This window comes from Leucothrix pacifica, assembly GCF_003172875.1.
Taxonomy (GTDB): domain Bacteria; phylum Pseudomonadota; class Gammaproteobacteria; order Thiotrichales; family Thiotrichaceae; genus Leucothrix; species Leucothrix pacifica.
This window is the reverse complement of the sequence record NZ_QGKM01000038.1, coordinates 25,357-47,100: the sequence shown is the minus strand read 5'-3', so window position 1 is coordinate 47,100 and position 21,744 is coordinate 25,357. Positions and strand designations below refer to the sequence as shown.

Annotated in this window: 21 protein-coding genes; 14 read left to right on the top strand and 7 right to left on the bottom strand. The window is 43.6% G+C overall.

Translation table 11 applies throughout. The features are described from left to right. The coding region (locus DKW60_RS24675; RefSeq protein ID WP_146203483.1) for a transposase family protein at positions 1 to 140 on the bottom strand (140 nt) is incomplete at its 3' end. Between the two features lie 25 nt (positions 141 to 165). Between DKW60_RS24675 and DKW60_RS13380 the strand changes: the two genes are divergently transcribed. The 4 genes from DKW60_RS13380 to DKW60_RS13360 all read left to right on the top strand — a co-directional run bounded on the left by DKW60_RS13380 (position 166) and on the right by DKW60_RS13360 (position 3,499). Further along, positions 166 to 375 (top strand): zinc-binding dehydrogenase, encoded by a 210-nt coding sequence (locus DKW60_RS13380; protein WP_109838162.1) that lies wholly within the window; start codon positions 166 to 168, stop codon positions 373 to 375. A 112-nt stretch (positions 376 to 487) separates the two neighbouring features. Further along, the gene (locus DKW60_RS13375; protein WP_109838161.1) at positions 488 to 1,678 is read left to right on the top strand and encodes a hypothetical protein; all 1,191 of its coding nucleotides are present in this window, start codon (positions 488 to 490) and stop codon (positions 1,676 to 1,678) included. 141 nt (positions 1,679 to 1,819) lie between these two features. After that, positions 1,820 to 2,401: an RNA polymerase sigma factor gene (locus tag DKW60_RS13370; protein WP_109838160.1), complete on the top strand. Its 582-nt coding sequence runs from the start codon at positions 1,820 to 1,822 to the stop codon at positions 2,399 to 2,401. Between the two features lie 258 nt (positions 2,402 to 2,659). Then, complete coding sequence (locus DKW60_RS13360; RefSeq protein WP_181389697.1) at positions 2,660 to 3,499, top strand: mechanosensitive ion channel family protein; 840 nt, start codon at positions 2,660 to 2,662, stop codon at positions 3,497 to 3,499. A 163-nt stretch (positions 3,500 to 3,662) separates the two neighbouring features. Here the strand turns inward: DKW60_RS13360 and DKW60_RS13355 are convergent, their stop codons facing one another. After that, entirely contained in the window at positions 3,663 to 4,151 is a 489-nt protein-coding gene (locus tag DKW60_RS13355; RefSeq protein WP_109838157.1) for a rhodanese-like domain-containing protein, read from the bottom strand. A 248-nt stretch (positions 4,152 to 4,399) separates the two neighbouring features. Here DKW60_RS13355 and DKW60_RS13350 point away from each other — a divergent pair, with 248 nt between their 5' ends. Next, positions 4,400 to 6,100 (top strand): mechanosensitive ion channel family protein, encoded by a 1,701-nt coding sequence (locus DKW60_RS13350; protein ID WP_109838156.1) that lies wholly within the window; start codon positions 4,400 to 4,402, stop codon positions 6,098 to 6,100. A gap of 75 nt (positions 6,101 to 6,175) precedes the next feature. Here DKW60_RS13350 and DKW60_RS13345 read toward each other — a convergent pair whose 3' ends face one another. From DKW60_RS13345 to rimK, 3 genes are read right to left on the bottom strand one after another with little or no spacing between them, the layout of a single operon-like run. Then, a complete protein-coding gene (locus DKW60_RS13345; protein ID WP_109838155.1) occupies positions 6,176 to 6,613 on the bottom strand; it encodes an ATP-dependent zinc protease family protein in 438 nt (145 codons plus the stop codon). A 3-nt stretch (positions 6,614 to 6,616) separates the two neighbouring features. After that, positions 6,617 to 7,639, bottom strand: coding sequence for a succinylglutamate desuccinylase/aspartoacylase family protein (locus DKW60_RS13340; RefSeq protein WP_109838154.1), 1,023 nt, complete (start codon positions 7,637 to 7,639; stop codon positions 6,617 to 6,619). Between the two features lie 17 nt (positions 7,640 to 7,656). Then, positions 7,657 to 8,562, bottom strand: a complete 906-nt coding sequence (rimK, locus tag DKW60_RS13335) for a 30S ribosomal protein S6--L-glutamate ligase (protein WP_109838153.1) — start codon at positions 8,560 to 8,562, stop codon at positions 7,657 to 7,659. Between the two features lie 500 nt (positions 8,563 to 9,062). On the opposite strand from rimK, the gene DKW60_RS13330 reads away from it, so the two are divergent. The 4 genes from DKW60_RS13330 to DKW60_RS13315 all read left to right on the top strand — a co-directional run bounded on the left by DKW60_RS13330 (position 9,063) and on the right by DKW60_RS13315 (position 13,713). After that, the gene (locus DKW60_RS13330; RefSeq protein WP_181389696.1) at positions 9,063 to 9,410 is read left to right on the top strand and encodes an HlyC/CorC family transporter associated domain-containing protein; all 348 of its coding nucleotides are present in this window, start codon (positions 9,063 to 9,065) and stop codon (positions 9,408 to 9,410) included. 34 nt (positions 9,411 to 9,444) lie between these two features. Continuing rightward, positions 9,445 to 10,803 (top strand): magnesium transporter, encoded by a 1,359-nt coding sequence (gene mgtE / locus DKW60_RS13325; protein WP_109838151.1) that lies wholly within the window; start codon positions 9,445 to 9,447, stop codon positions 10,801 to 10,803. Positions 10,804 to 10,843: 40 nt separating this feature from the next. Beyond that, positions 10,844 to 11,416 (top strand): HD domain-containing protein, encoded by a 573-nt coding sequence (locus tag DKW60_RS13320; RefSeq protein ID WP_219988754.1) that lies wholly within the window; start codon positions 10,844 to 10,846, stop codon positions 11,414 to 11,416. Between the two features lie 110 nt (positions 11,417 to 11,526). Further along, entirely contained in the window at positions 11,527 to 13,713 is a 2,187-nt protein-coding gene (locus DKW60_RS13315; protein WP_109838150.1) for an OsmC domain/YcaO domain-containing protein, read from the top strand. A 68-nt stretch (positions 13,714 to 13,781) separates the two neighbouring features. Here the strand turns inward: DKW60_RS13315 and DKW60_RS13310 are convergent, their stop codons facing one another. Then, positions 13,782 to 14,018 (bottom strand): RNA recognition motif domain-containing protein, encoded by a 237-nt coding sequence (locus DKW60_RS13310; protein WP_109838164.1) that lies wholly within the window; start codon positions 14,016 to 14,018, stop codon positions 13,782 to 13,784. A 135-nt stretch (positions 14,019 to 14,153) separates the two neighbouring features. On the opposite strand from DKW60_RS13310, the gene DKW60_RS13305 reads away from it, so the two are divergent. Continuing rightward, entirely contained in the window at positions 14,154 to 16,139 is a 1,986-nt protein-coding gene (locus DKW60_RS13305; protein WP_146203482.1) for a putative bifunctional diguanylate cyclase/phosphodiesterase, read from the top strand. Position 16,140: 1 nt separating this feature from the next. Here the strand turns inward: DKW60_RS13305 and ilvY are convergent, their stop codons facing one another. Then, positions 16,141 to 17,022: an HTH-type transcriptional activator IlvY gene (gene ilvY, locus DKW60_RS13300; RefSeq protein WP_109838148.1), complete on the bottom strand. Its 882-nt coding sequence runs from the start codon at positions 17,020 to 17,022 to the stop codon at positions 16,141 to 16,143. Between the two features lie 124 nt (positions 17,023 to 17,146). On the opposite strand from ilvY, the gene ilvC reads away from it, so the two are divergent. The 4 genes from ilvC (at position 17,147) to msrA (ending at position 21,720) form a co-directional block, all read left to right on the top strand. Further along, positions 17,147 to 18,619: a ketol-acid reductoisomerase gene (ilvC, locus tag DKW60_RS13295; RefSeq protein ID WP_109838147.1), complete on the top strand. Its 1,473-nt coding sequence runs from the start codon at positions 17,147 to 17,149 to the stop codon at positions 18,617 to 18,619. Positions 18,620 to 18,746: 127 nt separating this feature from the next. After that, positions 18,747 to 20,162 carry a molybdate ABC transporter ATP-binding protein ModF gene (gene modF, locus DKW60_RS13290; RefSeq protein WP_109838146.1) on the top strand — a complete coding sequence of 472 codons (1,416 nt, stop codon included), beginning with the start codon at positions 18,747 to 18,749 and terminating at the stop codon, positions 20,160 to 20,162. Positions 20,163 to 20,281: 119 nt separating this feature from the next. Beyond that, positions 20,282 to 21,019 (top strand): oxygen-insensitive NADPH nitroreductase, encoded by a 738-nt coding sequence (nfsA, locus tag DKW60_RS13285; protein WP_109838145.1) that lies wholly within the window; start codon positions 20,282 to 20,284, stop codon positions 21,017 to 21,019. Between the two features lie 89 nt (positions 21,020 to 21,108). Further along, positions 21,109 to 21,720, top strand: a complete 612-nt coding sequence (gene msrA / locus DKW60_RS13280; RefSeq protein WP_109838144.1) for a peptide-methionine (S)-S-oxide reductase MsrA — start codon at positions 21,109 to 21,111, stop codon at positions 21,718 to 21,720. The last annotated feature ends 24 nt before the right edge of the window (positions 21,721 to 21,744 follow it).

Below are 21,744 nucleotides of genomic sequence, written 5' to 3'. Positions count from 1 at the left end.
ACAAAATCATCAGCACCACTTGCAGTGGCTGCAAGGACGATTAGCAAGACCTCCTCTAAGGGGTAAAGAACCTTCCAGGATTGACGAGGATCGTTAAGTGACTCGAGACACTCCAGAAGCTTGTTCAGGGACTTGGACATAGCGGGACTCCGAAAAGCTTCCTTTATGCCTAATTTCCTTGGGTGGTTTCAAGCGATTGCCCTGGGTGATAAATGGCCTGTGTTGCTGGATCTGTTAAAGCGTGGTAAAATACGTTCTCTTGTCGCCAAAACCTATCCTCTATCGGCAATAGCAGAAGCTCAGACAGAGTTCTTAGCCAAGAAATTTACAGGGAAGCTTGTGCTGATTCCGCCTGTACCCGAAACTTTTTCATGAATTAATTTCGTTTTTTGTAAAAAGTTTAGAAAAAATTGTGACTTTCGGTTCTCGTGCTAAGTCTCAGTAACAAGAGCAACAATTTTTATTTACAGAAATCGGAATTAATTAAATGAAATCGAATACCAAACTAGCTACTGCAATCTCTGCAGCGTTGTTTTCAGTCAGCAGCATGAGTTTTGCTGAAGTTACTTTATACGACTACACTGAAGCCACTAGCTCGTACGAAGATGCCTATATCACAGGTCAGTTCAGCGCTACTGATGGTAATCAAGGTCAATCAGGCTACAACGCAGACTTGTCTTTAGACTTAGACCGCGTTTATAGCAGCCCTAACCGCAATATCAGCACTAAATTACAAGCTGAAGGTTCTGTAAACCGGGGTACTACCAAAGGTGTTGGGTCTACCAGTAACTACATCGTTAATGGTAGCGTAACTGCTGATAACTATTTCCGTCCTGGTTCTAAAGGCGCATTTTGGTATGGTTCTGCGGATGCTGGCGTGAAAAAAGATGCTGAAGACCCATTCGCAAAAGTAGGTGTCGGTTTAGGTTACGGTCGCGTTGTCAACGTAACGCCAATGGCTAAAGCGATTCGCTTGATGGAAGCGTTACGTGCACAAGGCGCTTTGAAAGCAGATCCTTCAAAAGCAACGTATCAGCAAGTAGCAAACATCATTTCTCGTGAAAGCGAGTACAAGAGTAAGTATGGTGCGGCCAGTTATGATCAGCAGTGGATTACTGATATTGAAAAAGCATTAGTAAGTAGCGGTCAAATCAACGGCACAATGAGTGCAGGTGCGGTCATCAAGACTAGTGATGTTTTACAAAATGAGTTTATCTCTACTCGTAAATACGGCTGGTTAGTACGTGCTGGTCTAGGTGCAGTTATCAGTAACTATGATGGAACTGATGGTGGTGATCCTTCACTGGATTTAGGTGCTGAATACCACCGTCCGTTAAATAACAGCACACAGCTATCTAACGTAGCTAGCTTGTCGACAATTTATGGTGATGGTGATGCTGCTTATCAGGTAAACAATGCATTGACATTAACTCATGAATTAACAGATAAAATTGACTGGGAAAATTCATGGCTGTTGGACTATAGCAAGTCTGGCGACAGTGCAATTGAAGACGTTACCAGCAATGCTTTGTCATCAACGTTCCGTTATTACCTGGATAATCAGTTAGATCTAACGTTGACAGCTAAGGCATTAAAAGTTGACGACGGCATTTCTAATAATGGTAATGACGATGTTGATACTTCACTTAACATGGGGGTGAGTTACCGCTTACGTTAAGCGGTAACTAGTAGCGAAGGGTTCCTTCCCCTAACCCTTCGCTGTTTTACGGAGGGGGGTTGGTAAAAAGCAATTTAGTTACTGTATACTCGCTTTCAGATTAATTAGTTGCTGCCAATTTCCCCTCTGTTTTAGTAATTCATGACTATAGCTATTTCTAACCTTGATGATGATGCCTTGGTTCGTCAATCCCAAGAAGAGTTACCTTACAATGCGACCAGTTATGAAGAACTGGTTAAGCGTTATCAAAAGCCGGTATACGCCATGTGCCGCCGGTATTTGTCTATAGACAGTGATGCTGAAGATGCGACTCAGGAAGTCTTTATGAAAGTGTTTCACACACTTCCAACGTTTGAATTCCGATCCAGCTTTAAGACCTGGCTGTTTAGTATTGCCATCAATCACTGTAAAACCTTACTCAGCAAAACACAGCGTTTTAATCAGTTTCATGAATATGGTGATGATGACTTCTCTGAAAATTATGAGGACGAGTCTGCGAATACTGCTGATAAGCTGGAAGAGGACGATGACCGCAATTGCGTGCAAAGTGTGATTGGTAAGCTCAAAGATGATGAACGTGATGTCATTCTTCTCAGGTTCACCAGCGAGTTATCCATTGAGGACATTGCTAAAGTACTCGGGAAAAAGCTCAGTGCCACCAAAATGTCCTTCTACCGCACCTTAGAGAAGTTCAAAAAGCTTCATGAGAAGTACTGCACATGAGTGATCAGGATAAGCAACAGCTTGAAACTTATATAAAACGACTATTTAAATACAATTCTGTAGCATCCAAGCAATCTTCACGATCACGGATTAATAACATTCTAAGCAGAGGGCTCCATGAGCTCGCTCTGCGTGACATTATTCTTTTTTTCGGTGCGCTCATTACAGCCATGTACATGCTATTTAATAGCATAGCTAAGTTGTTCCTGAAGCATCGATGATTACTATGCGGAACCAATAATAATGGACTTCAGTACCATGATAGATTTTGAAAAATTACAAGCATCAGTGGTGTCGAACCTGACCGCTCAGTGGTCAGCGATCATCTCGTCTTTACCCAATCTCATAGGTGCACTACTTATCCTGATACTAGGCATTATCGTGGCAATGATCTTTAAAAAGATCAGCCAGACTTTATTGCGTCGTGTGGGTTTAGACAGGATTAGTAATAAGGCGGGTGTCTCTGAGGTGATGCAAGATGCTGGCATGGTCAAGCGACCTTCGATATTTGCCGGAAAAATCATCTTCTGGATGGTTTTGTTCGTCTTCTTGGTTCCTGCGGCCAACATGCTTGGACTCACCGAATTAGTAAAATTATTCAAAGGCTTTATTGGCTTCCTGCCAAAAATCATCACCGCACTAGTTATCATTATCTTCGGTATGATGTTCTCGCAATTCTTACGCCGTACCATCATGGAGAAGCCATCTACCATAGGGTCAAATTCTGCTAAGACGCTTGGGAATTTGGTCTACGGCATTATGGTCACGGTGATCGTGCTGGTTGCCTTAGAGCAGTTGGACATTGAAACGGTCTTGCTGCATAACATTATCATGCTCGTTGTGGGCGGAATGATGTTAATGCTAGCGGTGGCAGTTGGGCTTGGCTCACGAGAAGTGGCGCATAACTTACTCAGTGGAATCTATGCCAGAGAGCAATTTGGCCAGGGCGATGTGATTGAAGTGGATGGTGTCACTGGCGTGGTGAGCGAAGTAGGGGCTTTGAGCACCATTATTAGCTTGGAGGATGATCAGAATATGTCAATTCCAAATTCAAGTTTGTATCAACAGGTGATTAAAATTGCATCTGATTCTGATTGATTCATCAGAATTATGCCTAACTAAACGGTTTGTGACAGAGAAAGGATTCATTGTTCACAAACCTGATTTCCAGGCAAAAAAAGACCCCGGTGGATTGCTCTGCCGGGGTAAAGATACAACATCTTACTTCACGGATTTGTTACTAGATCGCTTTGAAACGATATTACTTGCTCCAGCCTTCGATGCCGCCTAGCAAGTTACGAACATTGGTGTAACCCATTGCCTGTAGTGTATTTGCAGCCAGTCCGCCACGAATACCTTTTGAACTAACAATGATGATTGACGCATCTTGGTCTGGTAGTTTTTCATAAGCTTCTACTTCCAGAAAGTTACGTGGAATATTCATCGCTGTACCTTCAATACCTGGCTTAGCCTCGAATTCGCTACGTGGACGAACATCAAGCAGAAGGATCTCGTCACCACGCTCCAAAATCTCTTTAAGACGATCCGCCTTAATGTGGGTCGTTTTTTCCATCACGCTTTGAATGTACGGGTTCTGAGAGTAAATCGCGATTGATGTATCGCTAATTACACGTGTCTGCTCAGCATCATCTGAGTCACCTTTAACTTCTGAGTGGCTCTCTGCATAAACTGCTGCAGTACTTAACAATGCAGCACAAGCTGCAATAGATAATAAGTTTTTAATTCTCATTTTACTTCCTTGATATTTAAAAGTTTTAACAAAGCCATTTTGTGGCACGTACTACTTAGACGAATGCTTCAGGCTGGAAGTCACAAATTTTCAAATGTTTTTGACGGTAAGATTGAATGTGATTAATGAGTTTATTAAAGGTCATCATCGCGAACCAAAAAGACAGATTTTTAGTTCCTGTTTTTCCTTGAGGATAAGGTACAATTTACCAACAACAAATACGACATGAACGAGTGGGGAAAATCATTGTGCATAATATTTATCTCAGAGTTATCATACTACTGTGGTTGTCATGGTTGCTAACGATCCCATCAATCGCTGAAGATTCTTCTGATACTGCCATTTTTCAACCTGCTACTGAAGTTACTGAAACCGTTGCCTCCACAGAGCCGACGACGATCGATACCTTAACGTCTCTGCTTACACAAAAAACACTGATCGATAAAGAAATAAAAGCGCTGAGTGGTTTACTTAAAAGTGCAACTTCTGACTCCGAAAAAGCACAACTCAACCTTGATTTGGCTGACAAGGTAAAAGAGGCTCAGGATACTGCTACCAATATAGAGAATCTTGCTGCAAGTACTGATATCAGTATTCTCCGGTCGGTAAAAGAGGAGACGTTTAATTTTGAAAGAGAGTTCTTTTCTCTTTTGGAGCCCACTCTTAAAGAAATGAATCATCTGACGAGTGATGTCAGAGCTAAGGCTGAATTACGAGAAAGAATTGAGTTTGTTAATAAACGTATTCCTGTTGTAAAAACCGCAATTGAAAACACAAAACAGCTTGAAGCTGAAGCCGAAAGTGGTGAGCTGAAGTCACATTTGTCGAAGCTCAAAGCTCGATGGCAGCAGCGTTTAGACAGCTTGGAAACGGAGCGAAGCGCAGCAACGTTGCAGCTTGAAAAATACATATTAGATGAAAAAATCCGTGAAGAAAATGCGCCTAGTTATCTGAAAACTTTTTTCCAGAAACGAGCATGGGTTCTCTTAAAGGCAGTTGGTGCTTTGCTGTTGATATTGCTAGCATCAAAGTTGGTTCATCGATTCCTCACCTTAACGCTTAAAGGTTATCAAAAGGAAAACCGCAGTGTGCGATTCAGAGTGATCGATTTATTACATCGTACAGTAACGATTATACTGACGGTGTTAGCGCCAATGTTAGTTTTTTACCTGTTCGAAGACTGGGTATTGTTTACTTTAAGTATACTGTTATTGATTGGAGTTGCTTTTAGCCTGCGTGAGGCGATCCCTAGATATTGGCATCAAATAGAGATATTTCTAAATATCGGTTCTGTGCGTGAAGGTGAGCGTATCCTGATGGATGGATTGCCTTGGGAAGTGAAAAATATCAACTTGTTCACAACGCTCTATAACCCCAGAGCCAACCTCACCAAGCGTGTGAAACTGCGTGAACTAACCGGTTTGAATTCACGCCCATGCCATACCAATGAGCCTTGGTTTCCTTGTGAGAGAGGAGATTGGGTCATATTGTCGGATGGTACCAGAGGTAAAGTCATTGGAATTTCACTTGAGCTGATTGAATTAATCCAACGCGGTGGAGCGCGATGTACGTATACCTTGAGTAACTTCCTTGATGCATCTCCACAAAATTTATCGCTTAATTTTAGAATTAAAGAGCTGCTTGGGATTAGTTACAATAATCAAAAAATGGTGACAACTGAGGCACCAGCAAAGTTGAAAGCCTATCTGGAAAAGCGCTTAACAGATGAAAACTATGACAAGATTTTGTTAAACCTCAATGTTGAGTTTGCTAAAGCGAATGACTCATCATTGGACTTAGTCGTCATTGCCGATTTTAAGGGTGATGCTGCCGATATTTACAATCGTTTGAGGCGTACTTTGCAGCGCTATTGTGTGGATGCAGCCTCTGAGTTTGATTGGGAAATTCCGTTTCCGCAGGTGACGTTCCATAACTCTGCAATTGCCTAGGCGTGTGTCGTCTTTTCGTGATAATCTAAGCGGCACACATGCTAAATGCGCAGGTGCCGCTTTTTAGTTTGGATGTTACTTGACCGCACCTAAGAATGATTTTGAAGGATCAACTAAGAACTGATTACCCAGCGCTTCACGTCCAAGTAACATGAGGTAACTCATGTCGGAACGATCTGTGAGTGTGATTTCAATCAGCCATTCTAATGAGCCGAGTTTGGCCAACGTTTGAATCACGTAACGCTGCTCTGCTTTACCATTAGAAGACTTCACATTGCGAATATCACTAATTGGCGCCTCGCATTTCACAATCTTTTCGACGTCGTACGAGTCTGGGTGCAAATCAAAGGTCACTGTCGGCTGACCGTTGATAGTGCTTTTTACCAGATTATCAACGTGTAGTGACGATGTTTTTGCGCCGGTATCTACGCGTACATCAAGGCCAGTAATGTTAAATTCGGGCAATTCGATCGACTCTAAGCGCCCAATAATTGTTTTGTTTTCAAACTTCATTCTTTAGTACCTACTATCTGCCAAGTCAGGCAATAATGACTCCTGGATATTTTCAATTTGTTCGGCAATTTCTTCATCATCCGCATCAAAGTAGGCAATGTGGAACATGGCTTCACCTTCCTGCACCAACGGAATATTCTGCTTACCAATCAAAATACCTGAGCGCGTAGCGATCACGTTATCAAGCACCTCACCGTAGGGACTACCGATTTCAGCAAGCACTTGACCTTTAGTAATCTGGTCACCCAAGTTTGCAATGTTGTTCACAATACCACTCGCATTGGCTCTGACCCACTGACTGCCATTGGCAATGAAAGGCGTTTTTTTCTTGGATTTACTGCGACGCTTCATACCTAAGTGCTGTAACACATTGATGATGCCTTTCATACCCGCACGGATAGAAAACTCATCAAAACGCAACGCCTCCCCCGCTTCGTAAAGCAAGATTTTGGTGTTTTTTTCAACTGCTGCTTCTCTCAATGAGCCATCAACTAAATTCGAATTCAGCACCACAGGCACACCAAAGGTTTCCGCTAGTTCTTTGGTTTCCGGGTCATTCATATCCGCGCGAATCTGTGGCAGATTTGAACGATGAACCGCCCCCGTGTGCAAGTCGATACCGTAGTTGCAGTGCGCCACAATCTCTTTCATAAAGATATGCGCCACACGCCCTGCCAATGAACCTTTTGCTGAACCTGGAAAGTAACGATTCAAGTCACGACGATCAGGCATATAGCGGCTTTGATTCACAACACCATAAACATTCACCATTGGGACAGCGATAACAGTGCCTTTAGTGATGCTAAGTTTGTTCTGACGAATTAAACGGCGAATAATTTCAATTCCGTTTAGCTCATCACCGTGAACCGCCGCACTAATAAAAATCGTCGGCCCCGGATTTTTTGCACGAATAATATGTACTGGTAATGACACGCTGGCATCGGTATATAGCTTTGCAACAGGCAAGTTTATTTTACGCTGCTCACCGGGTAGTATGTCAAAATCACCAATTCGTAATGTACTCATAACACTGTCTCTATTTATTAGCCTTTACCACGTGTTTTTGTGCTGTGTGGCTTTGCATTTTTTTCTAAGAACTGGAATACCATGCTCGCAACATCTTTACCTGTTGCTTTCTCAATACCTTCCAAACCTGGAGAAGAGTTTACTTCCATCACCATTGGGCCATTTTGTGAACGAAGTAAATCCACGCCACACAAGTTCAAGCCCATGACTTTCGCTGCATTGACCGCTGTCTCACGCTCTTCCTTAGTTAGCTTCACCACTTCCGCAGAGCCACCACGGTGTAGGTTAGAACGGAACTCGCCTTCTGCACCTTGACGCTTCATCGCTGCAACCACTTTGCCGCCAACCACTAAACAACGAATATCTGCACCACCCGCTTCTTTAATGAACTCTTGAACTAAGATGTTCGCTTTCAAGCCCATAAATGCTTCGATGATTGCTTCAGCTGACTTCGCCGTATCTGCAAGTACCACACCAATGCCTTGAGTACCTTCAAGTAGCTTGATAACAACCGGTGCGCCACCGACGTTCTTGATCAAGTCTTTTACGTTGTCTGACTTGCTCGCGAAACCTGTACGTGGCAAACCGATGCCTTTTCGTGAAAGTAGTTGCAAAGAACGAAGCTTGTCGCGTGAGCGGCTGATCGCTACAGATTCATTGATGTTAAACGTACCCATCATTTCAAACTGACGCGCTACCGCTGTACCGTAAAATGTTACTGAAGCGCCAATACGTGGAATAACCGCATCATATTCTGGCAACTCTTTACCGTGGTAGCGAACAGCTGGGCGGCTACTGGTAATGTCCATGTAGCAGTGCAGCGTATCAATAATATCAACGTCATGCCCCATCGCTTCACCTGCTTCTTTTAAGCGACGTGTTGAGTAGAGATTCTTGTTTCGGGATAAAATTGCAACTTTCATAGTAGGATCCTTGGCTAAGTATTGGGTATTCATTTATGCGTCAGGGTTAGTTTCGGCGCAGTGTATAACTATAATCAAAACGCTTTCAGTTCATGTTGAGAGCTTTACGGAATTCGATCTTATCAAATTAAAAAAGACCCCGACCGATTGCTCTGTCGAGGTAAAGGTACAACATCTTACGTTGCTGATATGTGACGGGATTTACGCTCAAATATTATTAAGTCCAGCCTTCCATGCCGTCTAACAGAGGTTGCGCTTGATGCAGCAACACACCATTGCTTGCGACTTTAAATTCTCAATCATAAGTTAGTTGTTCAACAGCTATTTTCCTGGCTTATACTACTTAGACGAGCGCTGTGGAGCGTAAGTCACATTTATTTTTAATTTTTTGAAGAAATATTTAATTTAAAAAGATGCCGGTGGATAGCATCAAAAAATGTGACTTTTGGCTAGTGGCAACACTCCAAATAGTAATCACATTGATGCAAGGAGCTGATCCAATGAATGGTTTCATAAAGAAAGCCGTTAGCATGATTCCGGGAGTATCAGGTAAAGATGATGTCGGAAATGACAATGTCGCTCCCTCAGATAAGCGCAGGTCAACAAGCTGGAGTGTGGATCATTGGGTGAGTAATGGTTCTGCTAAGTTGACGGATTTGCAAGCAATGACAGGGATCAATCTGGATGTTGGTAGTGAGATTAAAACCATTGATGATTTATTACTGAAAGAACTGAAACGGATTCCTAACCCTGGTGACGAAATTGTAGTCAATGGCCTGAGCTTTCTGGTGCTGAATATTAAAAAATTTCGTGCCGGCGATATTCAAATACGTTTTGTAACAACCTAAATTTAAACACTTAACCTGTAAACGGACACATCACATGACAGAAGCGCCTGAATTAAAAATTAACGAGCCAGAGCTTATTGATGAAGTACTGGAAGCGCTGGAAGATTTCGACAAAGACGTGTTGATTGAGCTTTTTGCTGATCTCGAAGCCAGTGAAATAGCGCGGTTACTGGAATCTATTCCGGATTCACAGCGTGGACAGCTGTGGTCCATTATTCCGGAAGACCGAAACGGTGCTGTGTTGGTCGAATTAGGTGAAGTTGCTCGTTTATCGCTGGTGAATAATCTGGAGAATGAGCAGGTCGTTGAGGCAGTGTCAAATCTGGACAGCAATGATCTGGCTGAAATGGTTGACACTTTACCGGATGAGGTGGGTGATGCGATTCGTCAGTCGCTGGACTATAAAGGTCTGCAGGGTTTGGAAGCGAGTTTGGCGTTTCCGGAGGACTCGGCAGGGCGTGTGATGGAAACCGAGGCAGTGGCTATTCGTTCTGATATTACATTGGAAACGGTATTACGCTTCTTGCGCAGCCGTGAATCAATCCCTGCTCATACCTCAGGACTGATGGTGATTGACAGACAAAGGGCGTTTCAGGGGGAATTGCACCTGTCTGATTTGCTGACACATAACCCGTCCATGCTGGTAGAAGAGGTGATGGATAAGGAAGCGATAAATATCTCTCCTTTGGCATCACAACACGAGCTAGCGATTATGTTTCGCGACTTAGACTTAGTGTCAGTGGCGGTGGTTGATGATGACGGCATACTTTTAGGGCGCGTCACGCTGGATGATATGGTGGATATTCTTCATGAGGAAGCGGATCATCAAATCCTTGGCGCGGTAGGTTTAGATGAAGATGAAGACCTATTTTCACCGATATTGCCAAGTGCGAAGCGGCGACTCTTTTGGTTAGGCATTAACCTTGTAACAGCTTTTCTGGCTGCATGGGTAATTGGTCTGTTTGAAGCAACGCTTGAGAAAATTGTCGCGTTGGCTGTACTCATGCCAATTGTTGCCAGTATGGGTGGTATTGCCGGAGGACAAACTCTGACATTAATGATCCGCGGTTTAGCCACTGGTAAAATCAGTTCAGCGAATGCTAAGTGGTTAGCATATAAAGAAATTGCGATATCAGCCATCAGTGGCATGACCTGGGCAGTTGTGGTTGGGCTGGTTTCCTATTTTTGGTTTAGCGATCTCCGGATTAGTCTGGTGTTAGCGGCGTCTATGATTATCAATCTGTTAATCGCAGCGCTATCGGGATTTGGTATTCCGATGTTTATGAAGCGAATTGGCATTGATCCGGCCTTAGCCGGTGGAGTGGTATTGACGACAGCAACTGATGTGATCGGATTTGTGAGTTTCCTTGGGTTAGCGACCTTGTTCTTGTAGCATAGACTGATCATCAGAAACGAAGTCACGGGAGAATACTATGAGCACCGTCAGCTTTACCCAAATGAAACATGGCACTAAACAAGACTATGAATTGCTTGAGAAATTAGAAGCATCATACTTAAATGGGACAGCGTCTCGTTTGCTGCGTGAGTTGAAGTCTCAGGGTGAAGAAAGCCTGAGTGGATATAAAATTACTCGTCTGGAACATGCGCTTCAATCAGCCACTCGTGCCTGGCGTGATAAAGCAGATATTGACTGGGTCGTTGCTGCCTTGTTGCATGACATTGGTGACGGTCTTGCACCGCAAAATCATGACCGTTTTGCTGCAGAAATTCTTCGTCCTTATGTTCGTGAAGAAGTAACTTGGGTAGTTGAACATCACGGTGCCTTCCAAATGATTTATTACGCACACCACTTGGACGGTTGGAACCCTAATGAGCGTGATAAGTACAAAGATAGTCCTTATTATCAGACGGCTGTCGACTTTTGTGAAAACTGGGATCAAAACTGCTTTGATCCGGATTATGACAGCAAGCCTCTAGCGTTTTTTGCGCCGATGGTAGAAGAGGTGTTCCCAAGAAAAGCTTATGATCCTGCATTTACAGGCTGAGCTTTTAATGAATTAGTGAAAATTGACCGAGACTATTCCTGCGAAAAAACACATAATCCACCGATTAAGATCAACATGCCGTTTTCAGGACACTCTCCGGGTATTATTCAATGGAAATTAACGTCAATTTTCTCGAAAACCTCAGACTAGAAGCTAAGTTTGATGATTTTACCGTGGTTACTGACCAGCCTATTCGATATAAAGGTGATGGTTCAGCACCGAGTCCATTCGACTACTTCCTTGCCTCATCTGCGCTATGTGCCGCTTACTTCGTTCGGGTGTATTGTTTGGCGCGTAATATACCGACTGAGAACATTCGCTTGTCTCAGAATAATATCGTTGATCCTGAAAACCGTTATAACCAAATATTCCAGATACAAGTGGAACTGCCTGATGGTCTCTCGGATAAGGATCGTGAAGGTATCTTAAGGTCGATAGATCGTTGTACGGTTAAGAAAGTTGTTCAAACCGGACCTGAGTTTAAGATCGAAACGGTTGAGAACCTTAATGAAGATTCCCAAGCAATGCTCATGGGACATGCGGATAGCGATACCAGCACGTTTATCCTTGGTAAGGATTTACCGCTTGAGCAGACCATCTCAAATATGACTGAGATTCTGGCTAATCTCGGGATGAAAATTGAGATTGCTTCATGGCGTAATATCGTTCCCAATGTATGGTCGCTGCATATCCGCGATGCCGCATCACCAATGTGTTTTACCAATGGTAAAGGAGCAAGTAAAGAAAGTGCGCTTGCTTCAGCACTGGGTGAGTTTATTGAGCGTTTGAACTGTAACTTTTTCTATAATGATCAGTATTTTGGTGAAGATATTGCGAATGCTGAGTTCGTACATTATCCCAATGAAAAATGGTTCAAGCCCGGCCTGAATGATGAGTTGCCAGCAGATATTTTGGATGACTACTGCCTGAGTATTTACAATGCGGATGGTGAGTTACGTGGTTCGCATTTAATCGATACCAATTCTGGCAATACTGAGCGTGGGATTTGTTCGATTCCCTATGTACGACAGTCTGATGGTGAAACGGTTTATTTCCCGTCTAACCTTATTGAGAATCTATTTCTGAGTAATGGTATGAGTGCTGGGAATAATCTGCATGAAGCCCAGGTACAGTGTTTATCTGAAATCTTTGAGCGGGCGGTGAAGCGACAGATCATTGAGCAAGAGATTGTATTGCCTGATGTGCCACAAGCGGTACTGGATAAATATCCCGGTATTGTTGCAGGTATTAATGGACTTGAAGAGCAGGGCTTTCCGGTCGTTGTAAAAGACGCATCTTTAGGCGGCCAATTCCCTGTGATGTGCGTCACACTCATGAACCCAAGAACGGGTGGTGTGTTCGCGTCATTTGGAGCTCATCCTAGTTTCGAAGTTGCTCTGGAGCGCAGCCTAACGGAATTGTTACAAGGACGTAGTTTTGAAGGTTTAAATGATGTGCCGAAACCAACGTTTAACAGTGCAGCGGTATCTGAGCCTGAGAACTTTGTTGAGCACTTTATTGATTCAACCGGTGTGATTTCCTGGCGTTTCTTTAGCAAGCGATACGATTACGACTTTTGTGAGTGGGATTTTTCAGGTTCAAATGAAGAAGAGAGTGATTGCCTGTTTGGCATTTTGCAGGACTTGGGCAAAGAGTCTTATGTTGCGGTATTTGATAATCTTGGCGCAACGGCCTGCCGCATTTTAGTCCCTGATTATTCTGAAGTGTATCCGGTTGAAGACTTGATCTGGGATAACACCAATAAAGCCTTACTGTTCCGTGAGGATATCCTAAATATTCATGCCTTAGATGATGAGCAACTAGTCGCGCTTTATGAACGCTTGGAAGACAGTGAGCTTGAGCATTATACCGATATCAAAACACTGATCGGTATTGAGTTTGATGAAAACACCGTGTGGGGGCAACTCACGATTCTGGAGCTGAAAATCCTCATTTGTCTTGCGATTGGCGAGTTAGAAGAAGCCAGTGAGCTAGTAGGTGCATTTCTACAGTACAATGATAATACAGTGGAGCGAGGATTGTTCTATCAGGCCATTAACACGGTGCTAGAAATTGCTTTGGATGATGAGCTGGAGCTGGAAGATTATATTGTCAATCTCAGACGAATGTTTGGTGAGGAATTAATGTCCAATGTCGTTGCTTCGGTGAATAGTGAACTGACATTCTACGGGCTAACCAAAACCAGTATGAAACTGGAGGGCTTGGACAGACATCAAAAGCTAATCGAGAGTTACAAGAAACTTCATGCGGCCAGAGCAGCCTTATCACAGGTCTGAGTTAGTATCAGTCGTCAATATTTGAGCAGAAAGTGGGCTCAGCGCGGACTTAGTCCACTTTATAAATGCTACCGGGCGACTTTTACGCGAATTTTACTTTTAGCCACTCGTGTTTCATGCAGTTCCGACAAAGCTTTATTCGCTTCGGATTCATCCGGCATCTCAACAAAAGCAAACCCTTTGGAGAGACCTGTTTCTTTGTCGAGTACAAAGTCGCACGCTGACACTTCGCCACAAGCGACAAACATGTCTCTGATCTCAGTTTCTGTGGTGGTACGAGCAAGGTTTCTGACTAGTAATTTCATGATGAGCCTTAAATTAAAGTTGCGGGCATTATAACTGACTTGTGAGTAGACGGGCATAAGATGACAGACTATCGGATATTTAGCATTCATTACTCACTATGATGTATAAATCTTAAAATCTATAAAAAGAATAAATTGAAATTACCCCCAATGAAGCCAGCCTTTACAAGACGATCGTCAAAAGCAGCTTACTTTACAGAATCAAAGCCGATTATACGTAAGCGGCTCAGACCTGTTCTGTACGTGCTGATCGTAGCATTTATTGCTGCATTCATGACGGGGCTGCTTGTCACAATTAACTCTGATCCAGCACTTATGCCACGGATGGCTTATCTGGCTCAGTGGATGAATAACGTTATACTCTTTTTTACTATTGCCGGCCTTTGCGTTGGTGTTTACCAACTGAACAGAGAGCGTTACCGAGAATCAACGAACTGGTTGCTCAACACTTGCTCGGTGAGCATTATTGCGCAGGCATTCACCAATGGCGGCATTGGTGAAGCCCCTATCATTATCTACCCATTGATAATCATGACCGCAGGCTTTTTTGGTAATCCAGAGTTGATGCGCAATATCACGCGCATGTGTATGGTGAGTTTGGTTGTGCTATATTTACTGACCGTCATGGGTATAGAGCCACTGGATATAAGTCCTGATGACCCTTCTGTGATACACCTGCGTTTGGATCAAATGATTTATTGTTTGTTAATTATGGAAGTGTGTTTCCGAATCGTGAATATGTTCGTTGATGACCATGGCTCCATTCTGACGCGACTCAAAAATGACCAGGAAAAATTAGATTTTATTGCTAATCACGATAAATTGACGGGACTGCCTAATCGTCATTCTTGTGAAGCTCATTTTGACCAACTATTTCAATACAGCCCTGCCGTTCCGGGCATGAGCCACTTATTGTTATTTGTTGATATTGATAACTTTAAAAATATAAATACCCGTTTTGGTCATAATGGTGGTGATCAGGCATTGTCAAAAGTTGCCTCAAGGCTTGATGATGCTTTCAGGGATGATAATGCCATTGTGAGCCGGATTGGTGGGGATGAATTCATCATTATGTTGTACATGAAGAGCGACCAGATTGAGCGTCGCTTAGATCTTGTCATGAAACAACTTGCAGAGCCGATGACTATCTTTGAGCAGACCGAGTACATCACGTGTTCTATGGGTGTAATGGATATCAAGAAAGAGGGCTCATCGTTTAAGGAAGAATACCGCAAAGCGGATTTGGCGATGAACCGTGCCAAAAAGACCGGTAAAAACCGTTACTGTTATTTCAATCAGTCATTGAATGATAAAGCACTGAAGAATATAGAAATTGGTGCTGGTTTGCATGAGGCTATCAAGAATGATGAGTTCGTTCTTTATTACCAACCACAAATCGATTTAAACAGTGGTGACATCATCGGTGCAGAGGCATTGATCCGGTGGGTGAAGAGAGACGGGCAGATTATTTCACCGGCAGATTTTATTCCGATAGCTGAGAAAAACGGCAGCATTGTTCCAATGACACACTGGGTGATTCAGCAGGCTTGTATTGATTGTGCACGTTGGCATCGAGCGGGACATAGCGATTTATTTGTCAGTGTGAACGTACCTTCAACAGTACTGGCTGAAGGCAATCTGGCTGAGATTATTCGGACCGAGTGTTCCGCGGCAGGCATAGAACCTTGTTATCTTGAAGTTGAGCTGACCGAGTCTGTTATTCTTGAAAATGGTGATCATATCCAACAGCAATTGCAGGATATTCGTGACATGGGCGTGAGCCTTGCGATTGATGACTTTGGGACGGGCTATTCAAACCTGAGCTATCTGAGCCGATTGAATGTACAAAAGCTGAAGGTCGATCAGTATTTTGTAATGAATCTGCTGAAGTCAAATCAAGACCGGACGATAGTCCATGCGATTGCGCATATCGCTGATAGCTTTGGTATGAAAACGGTGGCTGAGGGGGTTGAAGAAGATCTCTTGATTGAACCCTTGCGGGAACTGCGCTGTAATATCGGTCAAGGTTATCTTTGGTCTAAACCCATTCCTGTGCTTTCATTTATGGGCTTATTGGGTCAGGGAGCATCATCCCAAGATATGCCAGAGGTGCCAGCCTGATCTATTGGATGACTTTCCAAAAGGCATCTACCAGTGGGTTTTTTAAATTTCGCTTCAGGGTGAAGCTACCTATATTGAATGCATCCAGTGCAGGGCTAACGTCAAGAATCTGGATACGCTCCGCAAGCGGGCTGTTATCCAGTACGATTTTAGGTACAACACCAATTCCAAGTCCCAGACTCACCATGCTGACTATCGCTTCATAACCCTCTACCTGAGCGTATATTCTCGGTTTGATCTGCATATCCCGAAACCAGGCATCCACACGGTTTCTTGCAATGCCGGTTTCAGATAACACCATAGGTACAGATGACCACACAATTGTTGAGTCAGGCGTCATAATAGGTACCTCCGGGTTGAGTTGCTCTCGGGGGGCTATAAAGACCAGAGGTGATACTGTGATCGGCTTAAAGACTACGCCTTTGGGTAAGGTGCGCGGGTGTGCAGCGATACTGATTTCTTCATTACCTGCCAGCACTCTGGCAATAGCGTGTTCAGGGTCTCCGGTATGTAGTTTAATTTCGATACCCGGAAAGTCAGTCCGAAAACGGTTTAGTAGCTCAAACAGAATGCTGTAACTGGCGGTAACAGAGCAATATAAACTGATCTCACCGCGTAATTCATCACTACTTTCACCGAGCTCGTTTTGGATGATTTGCCATTGTGACAAGGCTTCCCGGGCGTATTTCAGAAACTTTTCACCTTCCTCGGTGAGTTTAACCGTTCGGTTATCGCGATTAAACAACGTCACTTCTAAAGAGTCTTCTAATTGCCGGATATTGCGGGAAAGGGCAGAGATACTGATATTTGAAATATCACTGGCGCGACCGAAATGAAGGTTTTCAGCCAGTGCTAAGAAGTGTTGCAGTGTCCTTATGTTCATAGGCTGCCATAGTTTGTTGTGATTCTTAAAACATTATATTGCATTTATATCAATTTACGAAAGATAGCTTATCGGATAGGATACTGCCTGAATTATTGACACCTCAATCTAACGGAACAATCTTATGGCTAACTATTTCAACACACTGCCACTACGTGAGCAGCTAGAGCAACTGGCTAAGTGCCGATTCATGGACATGTCTGAGTTTTCAGATGGCGTAGACGCACTAAAAGGCAAGAAAATGGTTGTCATTGGTTGTGGTGCTCAAGGTCTTAACCAAGGTCTTAATTTACGTGACAGTGGTTTGGATGTGTCTTACACATTACGTGCTGAAGCAATCGAGCAGAAGCGCCAGTCTTGGAAGAACGCGACAGAGAACGGTTTCACTGTTGGTACTTATGAAGAGCTAATTCCAACTGCTGACGTTGTTTTAAATCTAACACCTGACAAGCAGCACACGGCTGTTGTGAATGCGGTTATGCCGCTAATGAAAGAGGGCGCTTGTCTGTCTTACTCTCACGGTTTCAACATCGTTGAAGAAGGCATGCAGATTCGTGATGATCTGACAGTTATCATGGTTGCACCTAAATGTCCGGGTTCTGAAGTTCGTGCTGAGTACGTGCGTGGTTTTGGTGTTCCAACACTGATCGCAGTACACGAAGATAACGACCCTAAAGGTGAAGGTCTTGCACTTGCGAAGGCATACGCCGTTGGTACTGGTGGTCACAAGGCTGGCGTTCTGATGTCGTCTTTCATCGCTGAAGTGAAGTCTGACCTAATGGGTGAGCAGACGATTCTTTGCGGTATGTTGCAGACTGGTTCTCTGCTTTGCTATGACAAGATGATCGAAGAAGGTATCGATGCAGGTTACGCGTCTAAGTTGATTCAGTACGGTTGGGAAACCATTACTGAAGCACTTAAGTACGGTGGTGTAACTAACATGTTGGATCGTCTTTCTAACCCAGCAAAGATCAAAGCGTTTGACCTTTCTGAAGAACTGAAAGAAATCATGCGCCCACTTTACAACAAGCACCAGGATGACATTATCGACGGTACTTTCTCTCGCGTGATGATGGAAGACTGGGCGAACGATGATAAAAACCTACTTGGCTGGAGAGCTGAGACAGCGGAAACTGCATTTGAAAAAATGCCTGCAGGTGACGTTGAAATCTCTGAGCAAGAGTACTTCGACAATGGTATCTTGATGGTTGCTATGGTTAAAGCAGGTGTTGAACTAGCATTCGAAACAATGACTGCGGCTGGCATCATCGCTGACTCTGCATACTACGAGTCACTCCACGAGACGCCATTGATTGCTAACACTATCGCTCGTAAGAAGTTGTACGAGATGAACGCGACGATCTCTGATACAGCTGAGTACGGTTGTTACCTGTATAACCATGCATGTTTGCCACTACTTGGTGACTTCATGAAAGGTATCAAGTCTGATGTGATCGGTAAAGGTCTGAGCCTTGATGATATGGGTGTTGATAACGCGCGCTTGATTGAAGTAAACACAGCATTGCGCAGCCACCCGGTTGAGGCAATAGGTGCCACACTGCGTGGCCACATGGCTGACATGAAGAAGATCGTATAGTTATACGAACATCATGAACTACTCATACTTAGCGATGAGTAGTGCCATGTAAGTTAATAAGGCTGAGAATTATCTCGGCCTTTTTTGTATCAGTTACTTCGTATTTTAAGGCTTAAAGGTGATTACAGTGTCTCAGACTATTACACTGAACGATCTGACGGTTAACTTTGATGAACGTTTTCAGCTAACGAATATCAATTGGGAACTTACTACAGGACAGCATTGGATGGTAACAGGTGCTAACGGGGCTGGTAAGTCTGCTCTGGCAGCTGTGTTAGCGGGTGCCGGTGATATCATTGCTGGTGCGGTGTCAGGCTTACCTAACACCGTCTCTATCGTCTCATTTGAAGCACAAGCAGAACTCATCGCCGAAGAATTAAAGAAAGATGACGCTGATATTCTCGATGTGATTGCAGAAGGGACGACGGTTTCAGAAGTTTTTGAAAGAGACTGTGCAGACACTCAGCTAGCTCTTGAATTAGCCGATGTTTTTGGTTTGGGAAGTTTGTTGGATCGTGCCTTTCGTAAGCTATCGACGGGTGAGTCACGCAAAATGATGCTGGTTCGCGCACTGGCCAATAAACCGGATTTGCTGATACTTGATGAACCGTTCGACGGTTTGGATGTTGAGATGCATGCCCAACTGCAGGCATATCTGAAAAAACTCAGTCAAACGGTCCCTATGGTGATTGTGTTGAACCGTTTAGATGAATGCCCGGACTTTATCACTGATATTGCCTATGTTGCCGAAGGTGAGTTGGGTCAGCAAATCAAGCGCAGTGATGAGAAAGCTTACGCAGAACTCTACCAATTACTGCATTTGAAAACGACCGATCTGGAAGTGCCTGCAGCAGATCCAGAGAATCCAATCCCAACACTCGATTCAGCCCAGCCTCTGGTTAACTTAAAGAATGCCACGATCAAGTATGGGGATACCGTTATTTTTGAAGGTTTGAACTGGACGATTCAGCCTAATGAGCACTGGCAGTTAAGTGGACCTAATGGTAGTGGTAAAACAGGCTTACTATCGCTGATTACTGGCGACCACCCGCAGTGTTATACGAATGATATTTTCGTCTTTGGCTTCAAGCGAGGAAGCGGTGAGAGCATTTGGCAGATCAAACAATTTATTGGCTATGTGTCGACCGCGTTACAGTGGGAATACCGTGTCAGTGTGAGCATACGTAATGTTGTTATTTCCGGTTTCTATGACAGTATCGGGCTTTACACAAAATGCACTGATCGCCAACGCCAAATTGCGGATGAGTGGTTGGCATTATTGGGCATGAGTGAGCGTGCTGACCAACCGTTTAATAAGCTGTCTTATGGTGATCAGCGTTTATTGTTGATCGCACGCGCAATGGTGAAACATCCACCGCTATTAATTCTTGATGAGCCGTGTCTGGGCTTGGATGATATGAACCGGCAGTTAGTGCTGGCACTCATCGAACGTATTTGTGCCGGTACTGAGACATCAGTGTTGTATGTTAATCATCATCCTGAAGATAAGATCAAAGGGATTGAGAAGTATCTGGCATTATAGAAGTGCTTTGTATGGGCATTGTTACCTCGCTCATTTACTGAGTTATGATTACTTATCAATATATTGGTATGTAAACCATCAATCGACTATTTATTTACCATCACAAAATGGCTTTACTTATGAATCCTGTTTTAGAGGCTCAACTATCACACCGTTCTATCCGTCAGTACACCGACAAAGCAATCGATGAATCCTTATTGCATCAACTCATTCAGGGTGCTCAAGGCGCAGCATCATCAAGCTTTATTCAGGCGTATTCTTTAGTGCAAGTCAGTAACCCTGACACACGCAATAAAATTGCGACTCTGGCTGGTGGGCAAAAGTGGGTGGAATCAGCTGCAGAGTTTCTGGTGATTTGTGCCGATCTGACGCGTGTAGAGTATTGCAGTGTTAAGCAGGGTCTAGGGACGTTAGAAGGTCAGGCAGAGCACTTTTTGGCTGCCACTGTTGATGCGGCTTTGATGGCGCAAAACCTCATGCTGGCGGCTGAATCAGAAGGCTTAGGTGCGGTATTTATTGGTGGTATCAGAAATGATCCACAGCAAGTCACTGAATTGTTATCGCTGCCAAAACAGGTTTATCCGGTATTTGGTTTATGTTTGGGGTGGCCAGATGCCGAACCAGACTTAAAGCCACGCTTGCCAGTTGAGGTGATACTACACAAGGAAGAGTATGATCAGTCGCGCTGTAAGGCTGATGTTGATACTTATGATGAACAGATGCAGGCTTATTACGAAAGCCGCGAATCGAATACTAGAGTGAGTAACTGGTCTGAACAGACAGCCGCAGCGGTACAGTTAAAGAAGCGTGAACATTTGTTATCGTTTCTTCATTCACAAGGATTTAACAAAAAATGAACTAACTATCTTGCTTTTGCTCTTAATCACATCGGCTTTCAATAGCTATCCGTATAGAGTCTAAGATTTAATAAATTAGGGCAATAAATATGAAAATTAAAAGTTTTTTGAGCAGCGTAATGAGTGTCCTTGCATTCACAGCTGTGCTTCCAACACAAGCAGCTACCCAAACTATGATCGTAGCAGGTGGTTGTTTTTGGTGTGTAGAGTCCGACTTTGAGAAAATTGATGGTGTGAGCGAAGCAGTATCAGGTTACATCAATGGTCATGTGAAAAATCCAACCTATGAGCAAGTATCTGCAAAGATAACAGGCCATTACGAGGCAGTAAAAATTACATTTGATGATGAGAAAGTTTCGCTGAGAACACTGACTGATTATTTTTGGAAAACAATCGACCCGACTGATGCGACCGGTCAATTCTGTGATAAAGGAAGTCCATACTACACGGGACTTTTCTATCAAAATGAAGCGCAAAAAGAAGTCTTTGAGGCATCACTGGCTGATATAATAAAGAACAAACCGTTCGATGCAAAAATCGTTACCCCCATTTTGGCTGCGCAAGAGTTTTATGATGCTGAGGACTACCATCAGGATTATTACAAACGGAATCCAATCCGCTATAACGGTTACCGCTATGGCTGTGGCAGAGATAAACGCATCAAACAACTATGGGGTGAAGTCGCTAGCAAGCAACAATAAATGAATATATACACAGGTCTAAGT